This is a genomic window from Stieleria sp. JC731 (assembly GCF_020966635.1).
Lineage (GTDB): Bacteria > Planctomycetota > Planctomycetia > Pirellulales > Pirellulaceae > Stieleria.
In genome coordinates, this window is sequence record NZ_JAJKFQ010000029.1 from 227,201 (window position 1) to 249,327 (window position 22,127).

A 22,127-nucleotide genomic window follows, 5' to 3' on the forward strand; every position below is an offset into this window, starting at 1 on the left:
ATCGCTCGAAACATTGAAAGGCCTAGCCCAATGCGTCTCGCTGACGCATCAGACGCCACTGTCCCAGAATCGGAAACGAAAGAAATGGCCACCGTTCATCCCAAACGATCACGCACTTATGTCGACGCAGAGGTTCAAGGCAGCCTGCTAAGACGTGTTGCCTTTCACTGGATCCTGTTCTTCATTTGCAACACATTCGCTCTGATGTGCTGGATTCGATTGTTCGAACAGCCCGATGCGGAATGGGGACAGACCTTTGGCGACACCGTTCGAAGGTTCCTTCCGTTCTTCATTATCACGATGGCAATGATCCCCGCATTCGTTTGGGACACGCTTAAGCTCAGCCATCGTTTTGCAGGCCCGATGGTTCGGCTTCGCAACACATTGAAAGACATAAAAGCCGGTCGATCCGTTCCGCCACTTAAGTTTCGTGACAACGATTTTTGGCACGAAATCGCAAGCAACTTCAATGACGTCATGGAAATGCGTCGCGGTAACGATAGTGAGCCCAAGGAAGGAGGCGATAAACAAGATGCCTAGCCTGATTGGCGGACCGCTCCATAGCGACATCCAGCCCCCAGCATACAGCCACGCCAAATCCGGATCTCGGTTCGTGAACCGCAACCGCCGTCGACGACGGTCCGGTGTCGCCGCGGTCGAATTTGCCGTTTGCCTTCCGGTTCTTGTGCTTTTGGTGTTTGGCGCCATCGAAGCGTCAAGCTTTATCTTCTTGAAACAGTCGATCAGTGTCGCTTGTTACGAAGGGATACGTGAAGCGGCAAAGAGCGAAGGTGACACGGCCGATGCGACCGCGCGTGCCCAGGCGATCTTGGACTCTCGCGGCGTCAATGACTACACCATTGATTTCCCCAATGGAGTCGAAGGATTGTCCCGAGGTGAGCAAGTGATCTGCCAAGTCACAGCACCGACCAATACCAACAGCCCATTGGCTGGCAACTGGATCAACAATCGCAACTTGACCGTACGCGTCGTGATGCTCCGAGAATAAGATGATGCACGTTCATAAATATTCATCACAAAAGCCAAAGCTGCCAACAAGAAAGAACCGTCACCGCCAACGTCGCGGTGCGATGATGATCCTAATTTTGGTGATGATGGTCGGATTCATCGCCGCGGTAGCCTTCTCGGTTGATATCGCGCATATGCATCTTGCACGCACCGAGTTGCGATCGGCAACCGATGCCGCTGCGCAAGCCGCATCGCAAGAACTTTCCGATACGCTTGATCGCAACTTGGCGATCGAACGCGGACAGGAAATTGCAGCTTTGAATATCGTCAACGGACAACCGTTGGTGCTTGCCGATTCAGATTTTCAATTCGGCCGAAGCGAAGAAGACAATCAAGGTCGTTTCGTTTTCAACAGCGGTGTGACGCCATTTAATACCGTTCGCGTCACCGGTCGACGGACGTCAGATTCGCCCTCCGGCGCGATCCCATTGTTCTTTGGCAATGTCCTGGGCTTCAACACTTTCGAGCCACGAGTCACCGCAGCTGCGACGTACATCGAACGCGATGTCGTACTTGTCGTTGACCGTAGCGGTTCGATGACAGGTACCAAATTCGCTGAACTTGAAGCCGCCATCGCGGTCTTCATCACGACGCTAGAAAATACGCCGGTTGATGAAGAAGTCGGGCTCGCCTCATACAACGATCGCGCTTCCGAAGACGTTCAGCTCACAAAAACCTTGTCCAATATTCAAAGCGGTTTGTCTGCACTGTCGACCGGCGGATACACCAGTATCAGCCGAGGCATGATGGCTGGTGAAAACATCATGAGCCACAGTCGATCTGGCGACTTTGTCGAACGAACCATGATCGTCATGACCGACGGGCTGCACAACCGAGGCACCGAACCTCGAAACGTCGCCCGGCGAATCGCTGGCGATCGAGTCAAAATCCATACGATTACATTTGGCTCTGGTGCCGATCAGGCACGTATGCGTGAAATTGCGTCCATTGGCGGTGGCAAGCATTTCCATGCACTCAGCGCGGCCGAACTGGCCGCCGCCTACCGAGAAATCGCTTTGACACTAGGAACGGTCGTCACCGAGTAGTGGCATCAACGAATGGTCGTATCTGAGAATCCTGGGCACAACCTCATGAACAATATCAAGCCAAGCAAACTGAACCGACGACGCCGTCGTGGCACGGCAATGGTCGAGTTCGCGATCGTTGCGCCGGTGCTGTTCTTTTTCTTTTTCGCCGCGTTCGAGTTCTGCCGGGTCGCCATGATTCGGCACACCGTCGACAACGCGGTTTACGAAGGTTGCCGAGACGCAATCATCCCAGGTGCCACCGCGAATTTGGCCAGAACCAAAGCCGAGTCCATCTTGGGAACACTCGGTTTAACCGCGTACGACATCACCGTCACTCCGGCAGTCATCGACAACGAAACGCCAGAAGTAACAGTCGCGATCGATGTGCGATTGGACGCAAATACATTTGTCCCGCCGCAATTCACTGGGGGACGATCAATCACCCGGACTTTGACCATGCAACGTGAAATCGTGAACTAGCGCTTCACATGCACTGGGCATCGATTCTAAATCGAGTCGATCGAGCTAAACGGTCGCATCAACGCCCATAAATCTTCCATCTGGCCTGAATCCTGCGTTGGGCCATCGAGGCTTTTGCGACCATCACATCGCAATTGATTGTGGCATCCAAAGCGGCCATACTGAGCCAAGCTTTTGGTCCAGCCACTATCCACCTGAACGCAGGGCACCGATGAGTGTACGGAAATCAGTATCGGCGTTGCTTTGTGACCGCTCTCAGCAGGTCGCCCTGGGCTTCAATTCTCGGCACTTCATCGCGTATGGCCTGATAGCGATGTACACCGTGATGGCAGGACAAACGCATCGTACTGTCTTTGCGACTCCGGTTCAGAATCAATCGCTTAACGATGATCCCTCTTCGTCCGAGAATGCCGATGAGGTAGTCAATCAACGCCTGCTCGCCGCATTGCTTCAGCGTCCTCGCAAAGGTGCCGCTTTTGATCGCGTCTATTCCTTTTACAAAAAGCGAGATTCACTTGAGCAGTTAGTCGAAAACCTTGAGCGTGATTTCATTGACTCTCATCCAGTCGCGGTTCCTGTCCTAAAGGGTCTCATCTACCAGAAAGAACTTCAGCTTCAAGATTCGTGCAACGCTTTTGAACTCGCTTGCGTCCAGAATCCCGACGACGCATTCATCTATCAATACTATGCCGACTCGCTCGAACAAATCGGCAAAAACCATGAATGCATCGTGCAACTGATCATCGCCACGGACAAACAGGCAACTCGGCTTGAGAAACTTGAAATCTATCTAGAGCTCGCCAAACGCCAGTTCGAGATGATGCAAGTTGAAGAAGCGCAGTCGACGATCGATGAAATGATCGAACGTTACTCAAACTCAGTTGATGTTCTTGAAAAGGTGGCCAACCTGTTGTCCGACGCGGGCGAAGCCAACAAAGCACTCGCAGTTTATCAAGACGCTATCAACCGGCTTCCCAGTGGTGAAAAGCAGATCGCGTTAAGGCTTCAAGCGGCCAAGATGTACGAGCAACTTGAACAATGGGACGCAGCAATCGAGGCTTACCAAGCCACCATCAAAAAGTTGCGCCCTGGTGCTTGGCTGTACAGAAACGCCATGAATCAGCTTGAACGCGTCTTCTTCCGAACCGGCCGAGTCAACGAATTAATCGAATATTACACAACACAGGTGTTCCGACGCCCTGATGACATCACGCTAGCGTGTCGCCTTGCCTTTCTACTTCGCAATTCTGAACAAACGGTTGAGGCGGAAGACGTTTTACGCCAAACGCTCAAACGCGCTCCGAACTCCGAACAGGTTCAAAACGAACTGATCGAATTACTTGTCCATCTCGGCCGCTATGGTGAAGCGATCGAGGCACTTGAACAATGCATTGAAGACGACGGATCGAGTGTCGACCAATTACTTCGCCTCGGTGAACTGCACCGTCTAGATCCAGAACCGAACGGAAATCTCAGCAGCAAAGCTGCGCATGAAAAAAGAATCGACAGGGCGGTCCAAGCCTGGAAACGAATCCCGGTAGCCCACCCTGACAGCCCCGTGCATTTGTCGATGGTCGCAGGCAAACTTCGATCCGTCGGACGCATTGACGGTGCGATTGAGTTCTATCGGAAGGCCATCGACGTGGCTCCACAATCGCCAGAATATCGCGAGTACTTGGGTCAGTACTTCCACTCGTTGGGTCGACGTGGTGATGCGATTCAGACATGGAAAGGTATCGCAACTGAAGATCGCCGGACCGGCAGTTCGCTCGTACGACTCGCCGAAGTCTTCGCGACTTTTGACTACAACACGGAAAGTTTGGCGGCATGGAAACAGGCAGCCGACTTTGATTTACTGCCAAGCCAACAACTGAAATACTGCAGTGCCTTGGTAGATGCCGGTGAGCTTGGCTCCATTTTTTCATTGCTGGACAAACTGGAATCAGAGGAGATCGAACAGACATTTAAAGACCAGGCCCTTAAACTGCGCATACGCGCTATTTCACAGTCCGGAAATCTGACCGAAGCAATCGCGGACTACCAAAAGAAAACAAAATCGGTGCGAGAATGGAGAATCCTCGCATTACTGCAATCCACAAACGAAGAACCACAGCTCGCAAAAGAATCGATAGCGAAAGCGGTTGAACTCGCTCCTAACGACATCTCTATTTTGCGAGATGCAGCAGACTTATTTTCAATTGCCGATGATGATAAATCGTCAATCCAAACGCTTGAAAAGCTGACGAAAATCGATCCGACGCGTTCAAGCGACTACCTCCGCCGCTTGGTTAGCATCCAACGAGGTAACAATCGACTAACCAAATCGTTAGAGACAGCGAAACGTCTTGTCCAATCCAATCCGGCAGCAATTGAAAACTACTTCCTGCTGTCCGATATCCAGATGCAGCTGAGTTTGGTTTCGGAAAGCGTGGAAACGCTTCGTAGCGTCCTCCTTGTCGCACCCAACTCCGTTAAAGCACATCTTCTTCTGGCAAGACAACTCAGTGCAATATTCGCGACTGATGAGGCGATTGAATTGCTCTGGAATGCGATCGAGATTGAAACAGCCAATGAAGAACGACAAGCCATCGCGAAGCAACTGGTTCCGCTCTACCAACGTCGTGGAGATTTCGATGACTTGATCGATCGCATTACGTTGATCAGGAACATCACGCCGACAGAACAATCGATTTTGCTCGCTTCGCTCTGGGAGCAAGCCTCCACTCCCGCCAATGCCTTCAAGGTTCTCAATGCAGCACTTCAGGCACATCCGAGAAGCCCAAAATTACTGCAAGCGATGGTTGATCTTCTCGTTGCCCGAAAAAGCTACAAAAGTGCGGTGACATATTTCAACCAACTTTTGCAAGTGGACAACTCGACGGAAAACCAAATCAAGCTACTGCATTTAAAACGACTGGCAGGACAAATCAGTGACCTTGATGCAGACCTCCAGGAACTTGAACTCACCCAATCAAAGGAACGAGTCAGCCAAATCGTGCTATCGGCTCTTCGAAAAAGCCCACCGCATGCGATCGAAGTCTGCAAGAAAGTATTGGAACGGGATACAACACAATGGGATATCAAAACTTGCTTGGCACAGCTCTATTTTTCGCAAAGTGTTCCGCCTGTGAACTCTGTCTTGAAAGATGTAGTGCCGTTAATCGACGACGTCGAAAGCTTGGGCTTGGATGACTTGACGAGCTCCACGCTTTTCTCTGCGGGTGGGCAATCGGTCGAAGACGAGCTTTATCGAAAGTCACAGTCCAAGTGGGTCGATGCGACCACGACTCATCTTCGAATGCTCGCGTTGCAGCGGAATGAATTTGCTTCGCGGATCAAACCTCCGACCCCGATTAAAGCCCGAGCAAATATCGTGGTCAGCGGCCGGATGGTGCCCACAAGTTCAAGCACGTTTCAGCACAACCATGCTCTCGCTCCGAAAGACTATTTCCAGGCAAAGTGGATCGCGCGGATATTGCGTTTAGCGATGGAAATGGAACAGAAGCCTAAAGATCAACCGGTAGACATCGCGGGCGTCGTAGCGAATCACTACCCGATCAAAAGCAATGTTGATGTCGCATCAATTCGCGAACTGGCTCAAATCCACATCACAGCGTGCGTACTGGCATTCGAGGAACCATCCGTTCCCGAGGACATCATTTGGGAAATAACGCGTCGCAATCCGACTGGTGATCAACAGCATCTCATCCGCCTATTGCAAGACCGTTCGCTCCAACGCAGCCAAGCTAAAACGGTGTCGGCATTGAATTCTGACAAGCTAGACCAATTGGTCAATCTCTGCGTGAAAAGGCACGAACTTAACCTGAAGCAGACCAAGTCAATGGACGAGGTGATGGCGGATACGGTGCTTCGCCAACTTGTCATTTCCGAATGTCGGATCGCAGGCCGCGACGAGCCATTCGTCCATCAGGCCATCGCAAATCATGAATCTGAAAGATTCACTCAAACACGTGAACGATTGACGTTGCTCGTTTCAGAACTTTCGATGGCGATTGATCAGGAGAACTCAGGCCCTGCGATCGAACTGCTACGACGGATCGTTGCGCTAGCCCGATCCGAGAGATCCACCCCCGAGTTGAAGTCCAATCCGTTTCTGAATTGGATCAAGACGATCCAACGTGAGTCTGAAATAGACTTCGTCAATGCACATCGGGAATTGGTTCTCGACGCTGTTTTGGCGATGGCTACCGATCTTCTTCAAGAACACAAAAACGAGCTTACCGCTTCCAAAACAATCGGTCCTGAAGAAACCCAGATCGTGGTTTCTTGGAATAGTACACCAGATTCCGATCGTCAGCGTTTCACGGTCGTTGAACTGACCACCCCACTGTCCTATCGGATGCTCGATCCACAATTGATCGGACTGATCATTCGGACGGCGGAACTAGACCCTACTGCCAAACTACAATCCTCGGCGAAGTTCCCGCAATCAACAATCGACCACCTATCTACGCCGATCGCCGACCTTTCTGACGATGAAAACTTGTTTCGAAGGTATGTATCTGGGTTCATGCTATGGTGGGGAGACCAGGAAACCGAAGCGCTGAAAACATTCGAGTCGCTTTCGGATGAATACCCGGGCAATGTTGAAGTCCAAATCGCGGCAGCACGTCTCGCCGTGATTTGTGGGCACACCGAAACTGGCTTTCGAAAGCTAGATCGAGTCATTCAGAACAACGAACTTGATCGAGCACTTTGTGAATACACGCAGGTCATCTTGGCGAAGTTGGCCGATGACACGACGGCTTTAGAACTGGCGGCGAAACAACTTTTGTCCAGCGAGTTCGACTCGATGACCAGTCGAATTTTGGCAAACCGGATTAAGTCACTTTCAAGTTCGAATCGCACCGTTGCTCAAGTTTCACGTTCACTGCTATCGTCCAGTCGAAAAGCCAGTTCGAAAATCCAGCCCCAGAGGAGTGAAGTTGCCAATCAAAAAGCTAGCCATATTCGCCAACTGTTGAATCTCGCTCGCGAAAAGCTTCGCCTAGGTGACGAGATGACAGCGGCAGAAATCGCCTTTCAAATTGTCCATCGGCATCCTGCTGATCAATTTCATATTGACGACACCGAGTACCAGGAAGCGGTTCAGCTGCTGATAGCAACCGGCCGAACTGACATGATCGTCCAGTCGCTTGAAGGGCTGTTCTCTAGTAAACGCGATCTTGCTTCACTACTAAAACTGACCACCCTGCTTCTGACGGCAGACCGGTTTGACGAAGCGTTCGACTGGTGGAAAGGATACGCACAAGATGAATCTTGGTCGCCGGAAGTTATTGAGCGATATGCGACCAAACACCTCGATGCGAAAAACTTTCGCCAAGCTGCGACGCTGTATGGAGTCGCGTTTTCCCTCGATTCAACCGGCTGGAATCGAAATTGGTATCGATATACCGAATCGATTCGGCAAGGGCAAATGGCCGACTCCCTCCACCGTTTGTTTAAAACGATCAATGTTGACCAGCTTGATCAAAATACGCTGTTGGGACTTCTCAGTTTCCATCCTGTCGGAAATGCGGAATCACGTCAGTTTGCCGACCGCGCGATCATTCGCCTAATCAACTTGAATACCGATTTTGCTGTACTTTACTCCGCGATTCCGAAAGCAGAAAGAGATTCAATCCCCGCGTTCGAGAAAGTGATCGCCGCGATAATCACCGATTCTGATACATTCACGCATGACTCACAACTTTGGAAGATGAGCGGATGGAACGACAAGGGCATCATGAATGGGGTTCTCGATGAGTTACTTGAAGAATGCGGACGTAATCGCGAATTAGCCGAAAAATTCCTAGATGCCGCAGCTGATGCTAAGAAAAACGGTTCTGAAAATGAAAAGCAACTGGCAACGCTTCTTGTCGCACTGAACACCTTTTATCAGCAGCCGAATGAGCAAAAATCCATCGATACTCTTTCCGAGCTGTTTCCGATTACCTTGCACGGCGATGAGTCTTCAAACGATAGTCTGATCGAGCAATACCGCGTTTACCCTGCGGGGGCGCTATGGCTTTCGAGTCAGGTTGTTGACCGCCTCGCTCCAGATACGGTCGATGCGAATCAATTGCGGGTACGAATGTTTGAGGCCGCGGTTGCGATCAGCCCAAAGATGCAATCGCAAAGTCAATCTGTTGCCTTGCCATTGGATCAGCTCTTCGCAGCGTATGAACGGGCCGGACAAACAAGACAAGCTGCCGAAGGCTGGTTGGGCCGTCTGAACGACACAATTGAAACTCCTGTCACTGGGGCCGCAGAGGATCGCCGCATCCGAATCGTGTTGCGTGTCGCGGAGAATCTGCGTCGGCTAGAACGGGTGGTTGAAGCTGCAACAATTTGTGCAAACACGTTAGCGAATTCGCTGGAGCTTGAACTTGCCAGACGGCATAGTCCCAGCACAAATCACGAGTTGCTACTAACGGTTCTATTGAACGACATTCGCAACTTACTGGATCAGACACAGGCCATTGGCTATTCCCGTCGCTTCAGTGAAGCCGTCCGTTCAGACAAACAACCGCACCTCTTTTATCGATCAGCATGTGTTTCAATCTCGCACCGAGACCGTGCGATCAGTCTGCTCGAGTACGTTTGTGACTTGGCAAATCAATCGCCTGCTGGGCAATCCGTGTTGAAGGAACTGTACTCCGGATTGGATCAACTTGCGACCAAATCGGACGAACACCAAGCTGCCATTTTAATCGTTGCATCATTCGTCAATGGCAACGTTGTCCCCGAAAGACTGGCTCAAGTCCTCGCCGATCTTCCTTCCGTCGAATACCTCAGCTCCAGCCGACGAGCCTTCGACGAATTTAGGCCCCTTTATTACATGGCTGGTGCGATTCGAAATTCAAATATTGCTGCCGCCAATAGCGATTTGGAAAAACTGTTGGACCACTTGGCAACAGTTGCCAAAGCGAGAAACAAGCCGGAATTGGAAAGAGAGGTTTTGTGGCAAAAAAGAACAAAACAATCGCTAAACCAGCTAATCGTCAACATTTCGAATTCGGCTGATGAACAAGATGAATCAGCTCAATTGTTTCAAATTCTTGACGTGGCGTTGCTTGCCGCTGAATCAAAACACTGGGATGTCGTCGCTACAGCAATCGAGCAAACCGTCGGCAGTGGTTTGCCCAGCTTTGCAAAACGCGTCTACAAACCGATGCGAGTTGCTGTCGCAGACGTTTATGGCGGGACTGCATCGGTTGCGATCCCACAGACAGTCGGCAATCAAGTTCAGAAGCAGTTGATCCAAATCCTAGCCCAGTGTCCCGATCAGTCCGGGCAACCTTTGACAAGTCCATTATGTGACGTCGCGACGGTTAACCTTAGCGAATCGCATGCAGAGGCTTTAGCCAACGCGGTTAAAAAAGCCGTCATGCCGAGCACATTGATATTGCAGTACTATCCCTACCGGTCGGTTGAACTGACAAGTTTGGTAGCTGCTAGCACTGATCCAAATGACATGCCCAGCCCGCGGTCCCTGTCTTTCGCTTTGTTCAATCTGGCAAAGATAACGGGCCGTCTCGATTCACTAGAAAGTCAAATTTCGAATACAGTAGAATCCCATCGTTCTGACGCAATCCTTGAGTTAGCAATCGATGCAGCTTTAATCAGCCATGATTCAAAAGCACTGGAACAGACTCTGAATGACTATGTTCAAAAGTTAGAATCAACCGGATACAAAGCCATCGAATTGGAATCATCCATTTGTGTTCTGCTCGCGGTTCGACAGGCCCCCAACGTTGCCCCACAGCTAAACGAGTTAGCCACGAACGCAATACATTCCGTCTTATCCGTTGCGAAGCAAACCAACCGTCTGCAGACCATTGACAGCGAGACACTCGACGCGATTTTAAAAACATGCGAACTTGGCACGTTGAACTAGCATCGCACTACACTCGCCGTGTCAAAACTATAGGTTGTCCGCAAAAGCGGCTAGAGTCGCTGGTAGCTCAATCAACTAAACCGAATAGAAACGATCGTCACTGGTCGTCGCACCAGGGATCTGGCAAACCTTCGCACTAAAGGCGACCGCTTTGGCGAGTGTCTCTGGCCGATATTCGTTGGTCGCCATCCCAGCCAACACGACCGCCATGAAGGCATCACCGGCGCCGACGGAATCGACAATCGAAGCCTTTTCAATCTTCTCAGCTTCTTGTTTGGCGTGCTCACCTGCTTTATTGATCCAGTAAGCACCAGATGCGCCGTCAGTCACCCACAATTCTTCAATGCTGGACTTTTCGAAGAGGTCCTTTGCTACCGAAAGCACTTGCTCGTGCGACTTGCACTCTAATCCAGTGATCAGACTCAATTCATCACAGTTGCACTTCAATACGGTCGCACCATCGATCAACTGTTCGACGACGTCGTTGGTATAGTGGCCATCTCGCAGATTGATATCGACAACGATGTGATCGCTGAATCGACGCCGCAGCTGCAGTACCGTGTCAAACGAAACCGGCGACCGACAACACAGCGACCCGTGGTACAAAATGGGACTTTCTGCATTTGGCAGATTTTCAACGAATGCTTCGGGGAATCGGATGTAGTCGTAGGCTTGTTCTCGTGGCAGGTCGTACTCCGGACCATTCCCATGATCGTGTACCAAAGCGACTCCGGTTGGACGATCCACATCCGTCTGCATCAGGTCCGTCGCCAATCCCCACTGCTCGGCCGACTCCAGCACACGTTTCCCATCGTCGTCGGCACCAATTGCAGTAATTAAATACGGATACTGCTGCAGGCCTCGAAGGTTCCATGCGACATTCATCGGAGCGCCACCGATGATTCCCTGGCCATCACCCAGTCGATCGATCAGAACTTCGCCGTAGACGATGACGGGCTTCGGAGGTGGGCTTTGATGCAGCGGAGACGATTCCATTGTTGTCTGATCTTGTGATGAGTAATGATTGACGTAGGTGACGATCCGATCGATCACTGGTCCAAAATCCCGAACGGCCGTCATTCGCGATTGTCGGTACTTCGCAGTTTATCAGCTGTTAGGACACGACAATTGATACTGTCGCAAATGCGAGGCCACACGACCCAGCTTCGCCGCAGTTTGCAGGATGTAAGTGCCCCTGAGAATGATATCCACTCTCTTTCGACCGCAACCACACCGTATGCAGTTCAGCCTTACAGAGTGGTCGCGACTTCAGGCGGTGGCTCCGTTAGACACTCTTGAGCCACAACAGCCCATAGGGATCCAATCGGATTGGCAAGCTGGTCGAGAACTCAGTGTCATCAAGCAAGTTGACAAAGAAACGGCCGAGTCCCGCTGTTCGAAGCACGTTGCCATCGATCTGCTGCTCCTCTTCGGAAAAGTTACCGATAACGATCAGACGCGATCCGTCACACTGCCGCATGTAAGCAAGCAGATGCGGATTGTCTGCGGCGATCAGCTTCATTTCCTGGCCGGCGAAAGCACGGTGCGATTTGCGAATCGCGATCATCTTTTGCAATGATCGATAGATTCGCCGACGCAGTGAGTCGCGAGCCTTGTCCTCGTCAAGCTCTTCGAGGTATTCCCATTTCATCTTCGGTCGGTGAATCCACCGAGAGTCACCCGCCTTGGCAGGGTCACGAACAAAGTCGTAGTCGTTCAACATGCCCCACTCTTCACCCATGTAGAGCAACGGAATACCGCCGATACTTAGGGTAACACCGTGAAGCAGCATCATTCGACGAACGGACAGCTCTTTACCCCATTCATCTTCTTCCTCGATCGCCTTTTCCAATCCCGCCAGCGATGCCATCGTTCCTGAGATTCGCATATCGCCGGTGATCTCGTTTTCTTGAAACGGGACACCACGAGCGAACGAACCGTTGAACTGTCCGGTGTAAAAGCGATTGAGGAACTGACGATGGTCGTATGCATTGATCCCAAGCGACCACGCATCACCGTCGTCAAACGTCCATCCGATGTCGTCATGGCAGCGTAGATAGTTAACCCAAGATGTGCCTTCGGGAAGCGAGAACCGACGGGCCAAAGTTCGGGTCAGCAAACTGGTGCGACGAGTCGCAAGCGATTCCCATAGCAGCGCCATCAACGTCGGGTTGTACGACATCTGACACTCATCGGTATCGATGTACTTTACAACTTCGTCCGGATGCACAATCGCTTCCGATTTGAACGCCAAACCAGGCGCAGCAATGCGTGTGGCGCAATTAAACGCCTGGATCAACTCATGAGCTTCGGGCAGATTCTCGCAATTGGTCCCAAGTCGCTTCCAAACGAACGCGACGGCATCCAATCGCAGAATGTCGACACCCAAGTTGGCGATGAACAGCAACTCGTCCAACATCGATCGGAACACGGCCGGATTGCTGTAGTTCAGATCCCACTGGAAGCTATTGAACGTGGTCCAAACCCATCGCCGAGTTCCCTCGTGCCAGGTGAAGTTACCTCGCCGAACGGTCGGAAAAATCTCCCGCAGGTTCTGCTCGTACTGCTCGGGCATCTCCCGGTCGGGAAACATGTAATAATAGTTCTGGTATTCACGCTGCCCGGCCTGGGCACGCATCGCCCATTCGTGGTCGTCGGCAGTGTGGTTAAATACAAAATCTAGAACTAGGTTGATTCCCACGGCGCGTAAGTCATCTGCCAACTCCCGCAGGTCTTCAACCGTTCCCAGACTGGGATCCACACTGCGATAGTTGCTGATCGCGTAGCCGCCATCATTGTTGCCGGGTCGTACGGCAAACAGGGGCATCAAGTGCAGATAGGTAAGACCGAGCTCTTTGAAGTATGGGACGTGTTCCCGAAGCTTGCAGAGGTTTTCGCTGAACAAGTCCACATACAACGCTCCACCGACGATCTGCTCAGACTGAAACCAATCGGGCTCGATCACACGTCGACGGTCGCTCTCACGGAGTTCGTCCGAGCGTTCGGCAAACGATCGCGCACAGGTCGAGAGGACCTGTTCGCAGTGATAAAAAAAGTCGTAGCGAGAACCGTAAAGCTTCAACAGGCGACGAAATAGCGGATGCCAGTATTCCTGAAGTCGCTCATCAAAGAGTTCTTGCAACTCGGAATCGGTTCCGATCGACGCCCAAACGTCGTCCAATCGGGGGCGCAAACGTTGAAGCGTTAGGTCAGCTTGAAACTCGATTTCGTCTCGGTAGTTCTGCTCGATCTTAATTGCTTCATTCAGTCCGATCATTGGGAATGGTGATTTTGTCTAAGAAGTTGTAATACTCGATGCCTTCCAAAATGCCGCCGGCGTGAGAACGCTCCGCGAAGTAGACACGAGGTCGGTTTTTCAAACGGTTAAGCTCGGGACTATGGTTTGCGACAACAACGCCCAAAGTTCCGCCAAGTAACATGCCGGCGTCGTTACCAGAGTCACCGGCCACGAGAACGTTGCTCGGTGAGAATCCCCATTTCCACAAGACGTGCCGCATCGACAGCCCGCTTCCGCCCCGCACGGGGATAATGTCCAGGAACATTCCAAGAGACAGGACAACTCTAGCTCGCAAGCCGGCGGCGCGCAAACGCTTTTTGACGGCCGCTACGGTGACCTTTTTTCGATCTATGTCATAGCTGATTTTGAATTCCGATTGTCGGCTTTCATCCTGCATGGTCAATCCGTCAAGACCGTCCAAACTTTGACGAATCTCATCCGCTTGCCAAGCAAATCCGATTGACTTTTGCCACGTGCGATCCGCGATCAAAGACTCACCATAGTGCAACTGAGTCCCTGCGTCGGTATCCATCAGATCCGGCTTTGGCAACCCCAAGCTTTCGATCATCTCTAAAGCGTTATCTAACCGACGACCGGTCGCGATACCGAATCCGATGTGCTCATTCTCTTTCAAGAACTCGATGAATTCACCGAGAGCTTGATCGTCACCTGTCAAAGTGTTGTCCAAATCGGTAATGATCAGGCGATCGAACTCCGGCAGTCGTCTGGCGGGACGATTGATCATCTTGTTCGATGTCGAACGGTCGACGACTTCACGCACGTCGCGAACATATCGTGCCGCGTGATTTTCCCAGGCATAGTGCTTTCGCGTGCCCTTGATTCCGTTTTCGGAATATCGATCCCAAACCTCCGGCTCCGTCAACACCCGTAGCAACGCACGTTCGATGTCGCCACCATTAAATGGATCAATCAACAATCCGTTTTCACAGTTTGCAATGATGTCCCGCGGCCCGCCATCATTGGTCGCAACGATCGGTAGTCCTGTTGCGCCAGCCTCAAGAAGCGTTAATCCGAATGGCTCGGTTAGGGCTGGGTTGATAAACACACCACGCGATTGTGCCGCAAGTCGATACAAGTCTGGTACATCGGATGGTCGGTGCGACTTGGGATAAGCAACTTTTCCGTACAAGTCATACTTGTCGATCAAGTGCAGAATATTGGTGATCACCGCTTGCTGGCCCTTTGGCAGCTCCGTCAAATCATCACGTGTCCCAAGAATCATCACCAAGTTTGCGGCGTCTTGTAGATAGTGGCTTTCGCCGTAAACCTTGACCAACATTTCAAGGTTCTTGCGTTCATCGGGACGCGCCATCGCCAGAATCATTGGCTTCGATGGATCCCGCAAGAATGCCTTCAACGATCCGGCAATTTCCGGTTCACCGTCACGAGGTGGTGTCGGCGTAAATGATGACAGATCAACGCCCGGCGGGATGACTTCCATCCGATCAGGGACGTAGTGATCATAAAGTTGATACTGTTGTTCAACTTCTTGGTGCGTGCTTGTCACCACGATCGACGCGGTTTCCAGAGCAGTTTCCTCGGCTTCGATTCGCTGCCGGAAACGGTATCGCTTTTCAAGCGTTTCTTGCGATGACTTGCCGTGCGCCAGTCGCTCTCGTTTTACCCGTCCGAGAGAGTGCCCGGTAAAGGCGTATGGGACGTGAAGCAAGCGAGCTAGGTGGGCGCCCGCAAGACCGGCGTCGGCGTAATGCCCATGGATCACATCCGGGATACCATTTCGCTTGAAATGGACCAGGGCCTGATCGATGAACATTTCGATGAACGGCCAGAGAGACTCTTTGCGTAGATAGCGCTTCGGACCGAACGGAATCCGAACAATCTTTGCGCCTTCACATAGCTCTTCTTCCAAGACGGAGTAGTCAGAGGAGACTCGTGGATCGACGACCTGTCGGGTCAAAACCTCGACCTCGGCCACGTCGTTCCGCTTTGCCAACTCTCGTGCAAGCTCGACAACATATTTGATCTGGCCACCGGTGTCGGCATCGCGACCAAGTTCAGGTTCCTCACCGCGGACTAAGCCGTGCAGGCTGATCAGGCAGATTTTCAAGGCTCGATTCTCTTGCTCCTCGGGAGACGTGTCGTGGGGTTGATTGTTGTGACTAGGCAGACTCTTTAGTGACTGGGATTCAGGCTCGATGACGAAGCTCATGAGTATGCGAATTGATCGGGAAGTGCAAAGCTGCTGACGGTCCACCCATCAACACAACTTTTCGACGCTTGATTGACACGTGGTCAAATGCAATCGATATGCCAAATTTCGGATCCCCGATGCTGCGTCAGCAAGCCTTCCCTTAGGAGGGTATACCGAGAATTGAGTAAGGAAGTTGCCGCCGTTGGTGCCATCACCATCGCTCACCGCGCCCCAGCCTCGGCGTACCAACCTCGCTACCAATGGCCAAGAAACACTGAACAAAACAATTGCGGTAGCGACACGCCTCCAGCTGAATGATCTCCAACCACCCTGGCAGAAAACCAACCACAATGGAAGCGCACCCCCTAGCTTGAGCGGATTAGCAAGGCACCGATTTTCAACCTCAACTTTGGCGAGAGCGGCCGAATCACATTTGTCACTGAAAATGACATCGATATTTCAGGCCAGTATCCGAGCAGTTCAGAGCCGGACCGATAATTCACAATTCTGCCGGAACGACGACCGACAGACTTTTGCAGAGCCAACCAAACTCAAATCTGCAGTCGGTTGCGTAGTGCTTCGTTTTACATGAAAATACGGGTTCGGGTCATCAGCCGACGGGCGTTTGCCCCGTTTACTGCACTGAAACCGTGGCTAACGCCACACGGCTAATCCTAAAATCGAGTTGGAACGAAGCACTAGCCGTTCACACACTGACCGGCGCTGTCTCTTTCGGCGATTCGCTGTTTTCCACCAGAGCGATGACAACCTGTTTCGAGTGTGGCGCTAGTGGCTCGGCAACGGTATCGACAACCAACCGCTTGTGCTCGTCAATGATGCAGAGCAACTCAACTTGTTGACGCTGAGCAACGAAGTCATCGTAGGTAAATTCGGAACTGAGCTTCGTCGTTTTTAATTGCCAACCGCTTTTGAAGCGACGTTCAATCTCTTGGAACTTCAGCCCCTTTGCGAACAGGTCACGGCCGGTCAATGACTTGTCAATTGTCCGGCCTGCCTTCTCATCGAACGTCAGCTGATACACGTTCGCTCGACCAAACAGGTTGCGGCACTCGCGTACCGCAAACGTGTTGACTTCATTGTTGGAGGTCATCGCGAGAATCTTTCCGATGCCGCCAAGTGGCAACGAGTCACGCGCGTGCTCGTTCGCGATGTTGACACAATGCGCATTCAAGCCAGCCATCTTGGCGACCGAAACTTTGGCGAAGTTGGTGTCTACAATGACGACCGGAACGTTCGCCTTCTTTAGCTCCAACGCGAACTCTCGAACCCAAGGATCCGCACCGACAATCAGCACACCGCTGGAATCTTGGTCAGCCAATCCCAACCATTTCGCAAGCGGGGTCGCCCCCAAGCCATAGATTGCTACGGTTCCGATGATGGTCATGAAAATGACATTGGATAACTGATCGGCATTGGCAGCGAGCTCTTCTGAACCCTGACGTTGCAACTGCAGTGCGAAGACAGTGCTGATCGCTGCGGCGACGATCCCGCGTGGGGCAAGACCGGCGATAAAACTTCGTTCGCTCCAATTGAGCTTGCTGCCCGCCAGAGCCACATACACGGACAAAGGACGAACCAACAGAATCAGAATCACCGCGAACAATGGGCCTCGATATCCGAGTTCCAGGATTCCGGCCATCTCCATCCGTGAACCCAGCACGATAAATAGACAGCCGATCAACAACGTCACAAGATGCTCTTGCAATTCGACGATGTGTTCGATGTCGACCGGATGGCGGTTGGTCATCCAAACGCCCATTACGGTAACCGTGATCAAGCCTGACTCATGGGCGACATAATCACTTAGTCCAAAAAGCAGCATCGCGACAGCGAGCGCGCCCACGCCATGCAAGTTGTCTGGTAACAGGAATCGACGAATCAATTCTGTCATCAGGAATCCACCGATGATCCCGGCGACAATCCCGACGATCGCGGTTTTGCCCAGCATGAAAGCGATATGCCCAGTCCCATGACCGGCATCGGCGAGCAGTGTTTCGAAAACCAAGACCGATGCGACCGCACCGATCGGGTCAATCACAATACCTTCCCACTTAAGTGTATTGGCAACGCGGTTGCTCGGACGTACTTGCTTGATCAATGGCCCGATCACAGTCGGACCGGTCACCATCAAAATGGCCCCGACAAGACAGCTCATGCGCCAGTGAAACCCAAGACAATAGTGGGCCACAATCGCCGCACCGATGAGGGTGATCAACGCGCCGACAGTACACAAGCGCAGCGCCGGCACCCCCGAGTCTTTCAATTCGGAAAACTTCAGTGACAGCCCGCCTTCGAACATGATGATCGCGACGGCTAAAGACACTAAGGGAAATAGCAGGTTAGGTCCTGCCATCGAGGGTTCGCCGCCGGTTACTTCGGCCAGGACTTCGTCTGGGCGGAACAGAAAGCCCAACGCCAAGCCAAACAGAAGCAACATCAAAATGCTGGGTAGCTGCAACTTCCAAGCGATCCACTGCGCCGTGACCGCAAGGATTGGAATGCAAACTAAATAGACCAGGAAATAGTCCATAAGCTAATTGTCGCCGAGCCAGAGCAAACGGGTATCAAATGTCGGTCCAGTGTAGGCCGCGGATACCCCCTAGGTCGAGCTAGCAACGGCGAACAAGGATTTCCTGCAACGGTATGTCCGCCCAAAGACCTCACAGTGGCGTCTTTGTCGGTGTTACCAATTCTATGAACCAGAAAATGGCGGGGTGTATCAGACAGGAGACGCCTGACTGGTCAGCATTTGATCGACTTCGTTGCTAACGATAACGCCGTAGTTGATCGCACCCAGCCAGCCGCTCATGATGATGCCAACGCTACCGGCGTGATACATTCCGCCGACTTGGTTGGGCAATTCGCGACTGACTTGCAATCCTTCGAATTTGGTTCCGAAGCTAGCGCCCATCTCATGCCGCGTGTAGTGCTGAAAAGTCCGTGGCGTGGCTGCTTCGGCATGGTCAATCTTGTCGCGGACTCCAGGCAGATAACGTTCGAGCGCGTCGATGGTGGTTTCTACCAGGTCGGCTTTGCTCTCCAGATACTCCTGCTCGTTCAGATCGTTCCAATCCGACCAATTCGCGTTGGTACTGCTAACGATCGCGTAACGCTCTTTCTTCTTCCATGGCCGGGTACGAGGGTAATAGAAGCTGAACGTTCGCGATGTGATGTCGCGGCTTAACAAAGACTGGGTATTGAACTGTTCGGCAGTACTGGTGAAGAATAAGTCGCCCGAAGACTCATCAATATGCTCACCTTCTTTGAGCGCCATGTAGACTTGAGTACTACTGTTATTCAACCGTACGGCCTGTGCCTGTTCGACATAGTCACGATCGAGTTTCTCTTCACCGAGCATCTTTAAGACGGTCGTTTTCAAGTTCGCATTACTGACGATCGCGCGACAGCGAATCTTCCGTCCGTTGACATTGACCGCACTGACGCGGCCTTTGTTGACATCGATTGAATCGACTCCACAGTTGATCCTGATATCGACCCCGTTGGACTCCAGCTCCTTCTTCATTCGGCCTACGAGATCATCAGTGCCACCTTCATAGATGTAGACACCTTTGCTCATGAAATTACTGAAGACGATTCCATACGTAATCGCAGGGTCTTCCAAAGTCGATCCGTTGGCGTACGTAATCGGTTCCATCAACAGTCGAACAATGTCATTGCGTCCTGGGAAGAATCGCTCGAACAGTTGCCCTGTTGTGGTCGACTGATCGTCGTAGAAGTTCATCCCACGCGCGGTGTCGAAGAACTCTTTGACCGTTGATGCTTCCTGACCGAATTGCTCCACCAATAGGCGAGAGAAATCCTCACGGTCAAACGTTGTCGTCAAAGAAAACTGCGGGTTATCAAACCGGATGTTCTTGAGCTGAACAATCCGATCGGAGATATCGCGATTCCAATAGCGGCGGCATGACTTGATCATGCCGTGCGGAAAGCCATGCAACGAAATGTCAAATGTGTGACTTCCCGGACGAAGAAACCATGTGGCCAAACCACCCAGCTTGTAGTGCTGTTCCAACAGTAGGACTCGGTGCCCGGCACGTCCCAAAATGTTCGCGCTCGTCATACCGGCGAGACCACTGCCGATGACGACGACATCGTATTCGTCTTGAACGCCTTTTAAGAAATCACGCGCCATGGTGAAGCGAACTCGTCCCGATTGAAATGGTGCAGTACGTAGGATGCCGACTGTAGTCGACGTGATGTGACCCGACGGTTTGCGAATCCGACAGGGCTGCGAAATTCAGGTTGTCGCCACGCATTTGCGAGACAACTACCTAGATTGGCCCTTTGTCGGGCTGCAACTCCGCGAAGATCCCGATCATATCGTCATTTGGAGGCCGATCACCGTACAACATCATCGCCCCTTCGCCAACCAACACACGCTCGTCGAGCAGCCGAATTGTTTGCCCCAAAGGTCGAATTGTCGTTGTTTGCGGGATTCCGGATGCCAGCCAGTCATGTGAACCGCGAAAAATCTCTACCTGATCGGGTGGCAGAACGGTCGCGATCCGGCGTGTCCCTGCCTCCCCCTGGTGCAGCGTGGCAATCTTCCAGCGATCGTCGCGACTGTCTTCCATCACCCGAACCAGCACGACGGACTCGCCCTCAGAAACCGGAACGGCTCCGTACCAGCTGGGACCGCTCGCGCCTGCCGGCCACACCGAACTGTAAACCACCCGATGCTTCGCTCCGCCGGGAACCCGAATCCGAATGCGGTAGGTCATCGGTTCTTCGCTTGTCAGTCGAACCGCCGCAATCTGATCTTCCCTCGTTGGTTCGATGTATCCGACCTCGCGATGCAAGCGCGCCAGCTCGGCCTCCGCCTCCCGAAGACGAATGACCGTCCGAACGTATCCAGCACCCAATGCGATTACGGCAAGCCAAACAAACAACTGCCGAAGAGAAAACTGTTTGCCAGAAACTTTAGGGCCACCTGCGATACGTTGCCCGAGTTCACATTCCTGTGCCTGGTCGTTTGTGTCTTCGGCTGACAGGTCATCCATCCCCATCGCTAGGCGATCGCTTGAGCGACCACAGCACGCGACTTTTGCAATCCTTCTTTAGCCACTTCTAACGCATCGCGGTTCCAATATTCTTGATTGAATAGTTCAAGCGAAAACGTTCCTTTGAAACCGTGATCGATCAGATTGCCAATGATTTCGGGTAGTGGGCAAATGCCATCCCCCGGGAACACCCGATGCTTATCCGCGATTTCGCCCCGTTCGGGACTCGCCGGGTAGTCGTTGATATGGAAGCAGTGCATCATCGATGCTTCGATCATCGACAAGCCTGTAAAGTCGCTGCCGCCTTTGTAGATGTGATAAAAGTCTGGCAACACACAGGCCATCGGATGAGCCGCTTCGGTCGCCACGTAAGCGAGTTCGCCAAGCTTGCTAAGCGTCGGAGAAAATCCCCAAAGTTCCAACTGTGGCGCAACGCCCATCTGCTGACCCAATTCACAAATCGCACGATAGCGTTCGGCGATAACCGGTAGCGGTGGCGACTGATCGTTGCGACCGTGTGCACCGATCGGTGGTGCCGCGATCAATTTGCCACCCAAGCCCGAGACAAGTTCCATGTCATGCTTGGCCGTTTCCAAACCTTTGTGGCGTGTCGAATCATCGTCCGAGATCCAGTTGGCAAACCCGATCGCACTGGCAACAAACAATCCCGAGTCTTCAATCTGTTTGCGTAGATCGCTTAGCTTGCCGCCGTTACTGACGAAGCTCTGAATGTCGCGAATCCAAGGCTCAATTCCGCCATAGCCTGCTTCCGCGGCCACTCGCACCTGTTCCTCAATCGGAAGCTTCTGTCCGCTGATGGTGCTGGTGTTTAGCGCAAACCGGACCGGCAATTCGCCACTGGATTGTTGAGCTGCTGCGAGGGGACGGTGAAGTATCGAGTCACAACACAAGGCACCGGCACTTGCGGCGGTCGTCAGCAGAAATTGGCGGCGGTTGGTCATTAGCGCGGAGGGGCCAGTAGGTATGGAACAGTCGTCTCAGCTCGATTCGACTTAGATTTGGTCCCGACATTCTAACTGCTCGGTGCACGATTGCAGGAGCCCAAGTGGCATGGCCAGAAATCGCTTTTTACGCAATGCCAGATCGCCGTTGCACGAAGTTGCAGCACCCTCGCAACGCTTCAATTTCGGCGGTGGCTCCGCTCCGAATTAATCAT

General features: G+C 52.3%; 12 protein-coding genes. 5 read left to right on the forward strand and 7 right to left on the reverse strand.

What is annotated here, in order from left to right:
• The first annotated feature begins 30 nt into the window (after positions 1–30).
• The 5 genes from LOC67_RS25615 to LOC67_RS25635 all read left to right on the forward strand — a co-directional run bounded on the left by LOC67_RS25615 (position 31) and on the right by LOC67_RS25635 (position 10,437).
• Positions 31–540, forward strand: coding sequence for a hypothetical protein (locus LOC67_RS25615; RefSeq protein WP_230265696.1), 510 nt, complete (start codon positions 31–33; stop codon positions 538–540).
• A complete protein-coding gene (locus LOC67_RS25620) occupies positions 533–1,009 on the forward strand; it encodes a TadE/TadG family type IV pilus assembly protein (protein ID WP_230265697.1) in 477 nt (158 codons plus the stop codon). Before LOC67_RS25615 ends, LOC67_RS25620 begins: the two co-directional genes overlap by 8 nt.
• Position 1,010: 1 nt before the next feature.
• Positions 1,011–2,075, forward strand: a complete 1,065-nt coding sequence (locus LOC67_RS25625) for a vWA domain-containing protein (RefSeq protein ID WP_230265698.1) — start codon at positions 1,011–1,013, stop codon at positions 2,073–2,075.
• Positions 2,076–2,120: 45 nt separating this feature from the next.
• On the forward strand, positions 2,121–2,537 hold the full coding sequence (locus LOC67_RS25630) for a TadE/TadG family type IV pilus assembly protein (RefSeq protein WP_230265699.1): 417 nt from the start codon (positions 2,121–2,123) through the stop codon (positions 2,535–2,537).
• A gap of 211 nt (positions 2,538–2,748) precedes the next feature.
• Positions 2,749–10,437, forward strand: a complete 7,689-nt coding sequence (locus LOC67_RS25635) for a tetratricopeptide repeat protein (RefSeq protein ID WP_230265700.1) — start codon at positions 2,749–2,751, stop codon at positions 10,435–10,437.
• Between the two features lie 75 nt (positions 10,438–10,512).
• Here LOC67_RS25635 and LOC67_RS25640 read toward each other — a convergent pair whose 3' ends face one another.
• From LOC67_RS25640 to LOC67_RS25670, 7 genes are all read right to left on the reverse strand, one after another.
• Entirely contained in the window at positions 10,513–11,517 is a 1,005-nt protein-coding gene (locus LOC67_RS25640; RefSeq protein ID WP_230265701.1) for a PfkB family carbohydrate kinase, read from the reverse strand.
• Positions 11,518–11,722: 205 nt separating this feature from the next.
• Positions 11,723–13,714, reverse strand: a complete 1,992-nt coding sequence (locus LOC67_RS25645; protein WP_230265702.1) for an alpha-amylase family glycosyl hydrolase — start codon at positions 13,712–13,714, stop codon at positions 11,723–11,725.
• Positions 13,698–15,926 (reverse strand): HAD-IIB family hydrolase, encoded by a 2,229-nt coding sequence (locus LOC67_RS25650; RefSeq protein ID WP_230265703.1) that lies wholly within the window; start codon positions 15,924–15,926, stop codon positions 13,698–13,700. The genes LOC67_RS25645 and LOC67_RS25650 overlap by 17 nt, the downstream gene beginning before the upstream one ends.
• A 688-nt stretch (positions 15,927–16,614) precedes the next feature.
• A complete protein-coding gene (locus LOC67_RS25655) occupies positions 16,615–18,459 on the reverse strand; it encodes a cation:proton antiporter (RefSeq protein WP_230265704.1) in 1,845 nt (614 codons plus the stop codon).
• 189 nt (positions 18,460–18,648) lie between these two features.
• Entirely contained in the window at positions 18,649–20,082 is a 1,434-nt protein-coding gene (locus LOC67_RS25660; protein WP_230265705.1) for a phytoene desaturase family protein, read from the reverse strand.
• 139 nt (positions 20,083–20,221) lie between these two features.
• Positions 20,222–20,950, reverse strand: a complete 729-nt coding sequence (locus LOC67_RS25665) for a hypothetical protein (RefSeq protein ID WP_230265706.1) — start codon at positions 20,948–20,950, stop codon at positions 20,222–20,224.
• An 8-nt stretch (positions 20,951–20,958) separates the two neighbouring features.
• Entirely contained in the window at positions 20,959–21,912 is a 954-nt protein-coding gene (locus LOC67_RS25670) for a sugar phosphate isomerase/epimerase family protein (RefSeq protein ID WP_230265707.1), read from the reverse strand.
• Between the last annotated feature and the right edge of the window lie 215 nt (positions 21,913–22,127).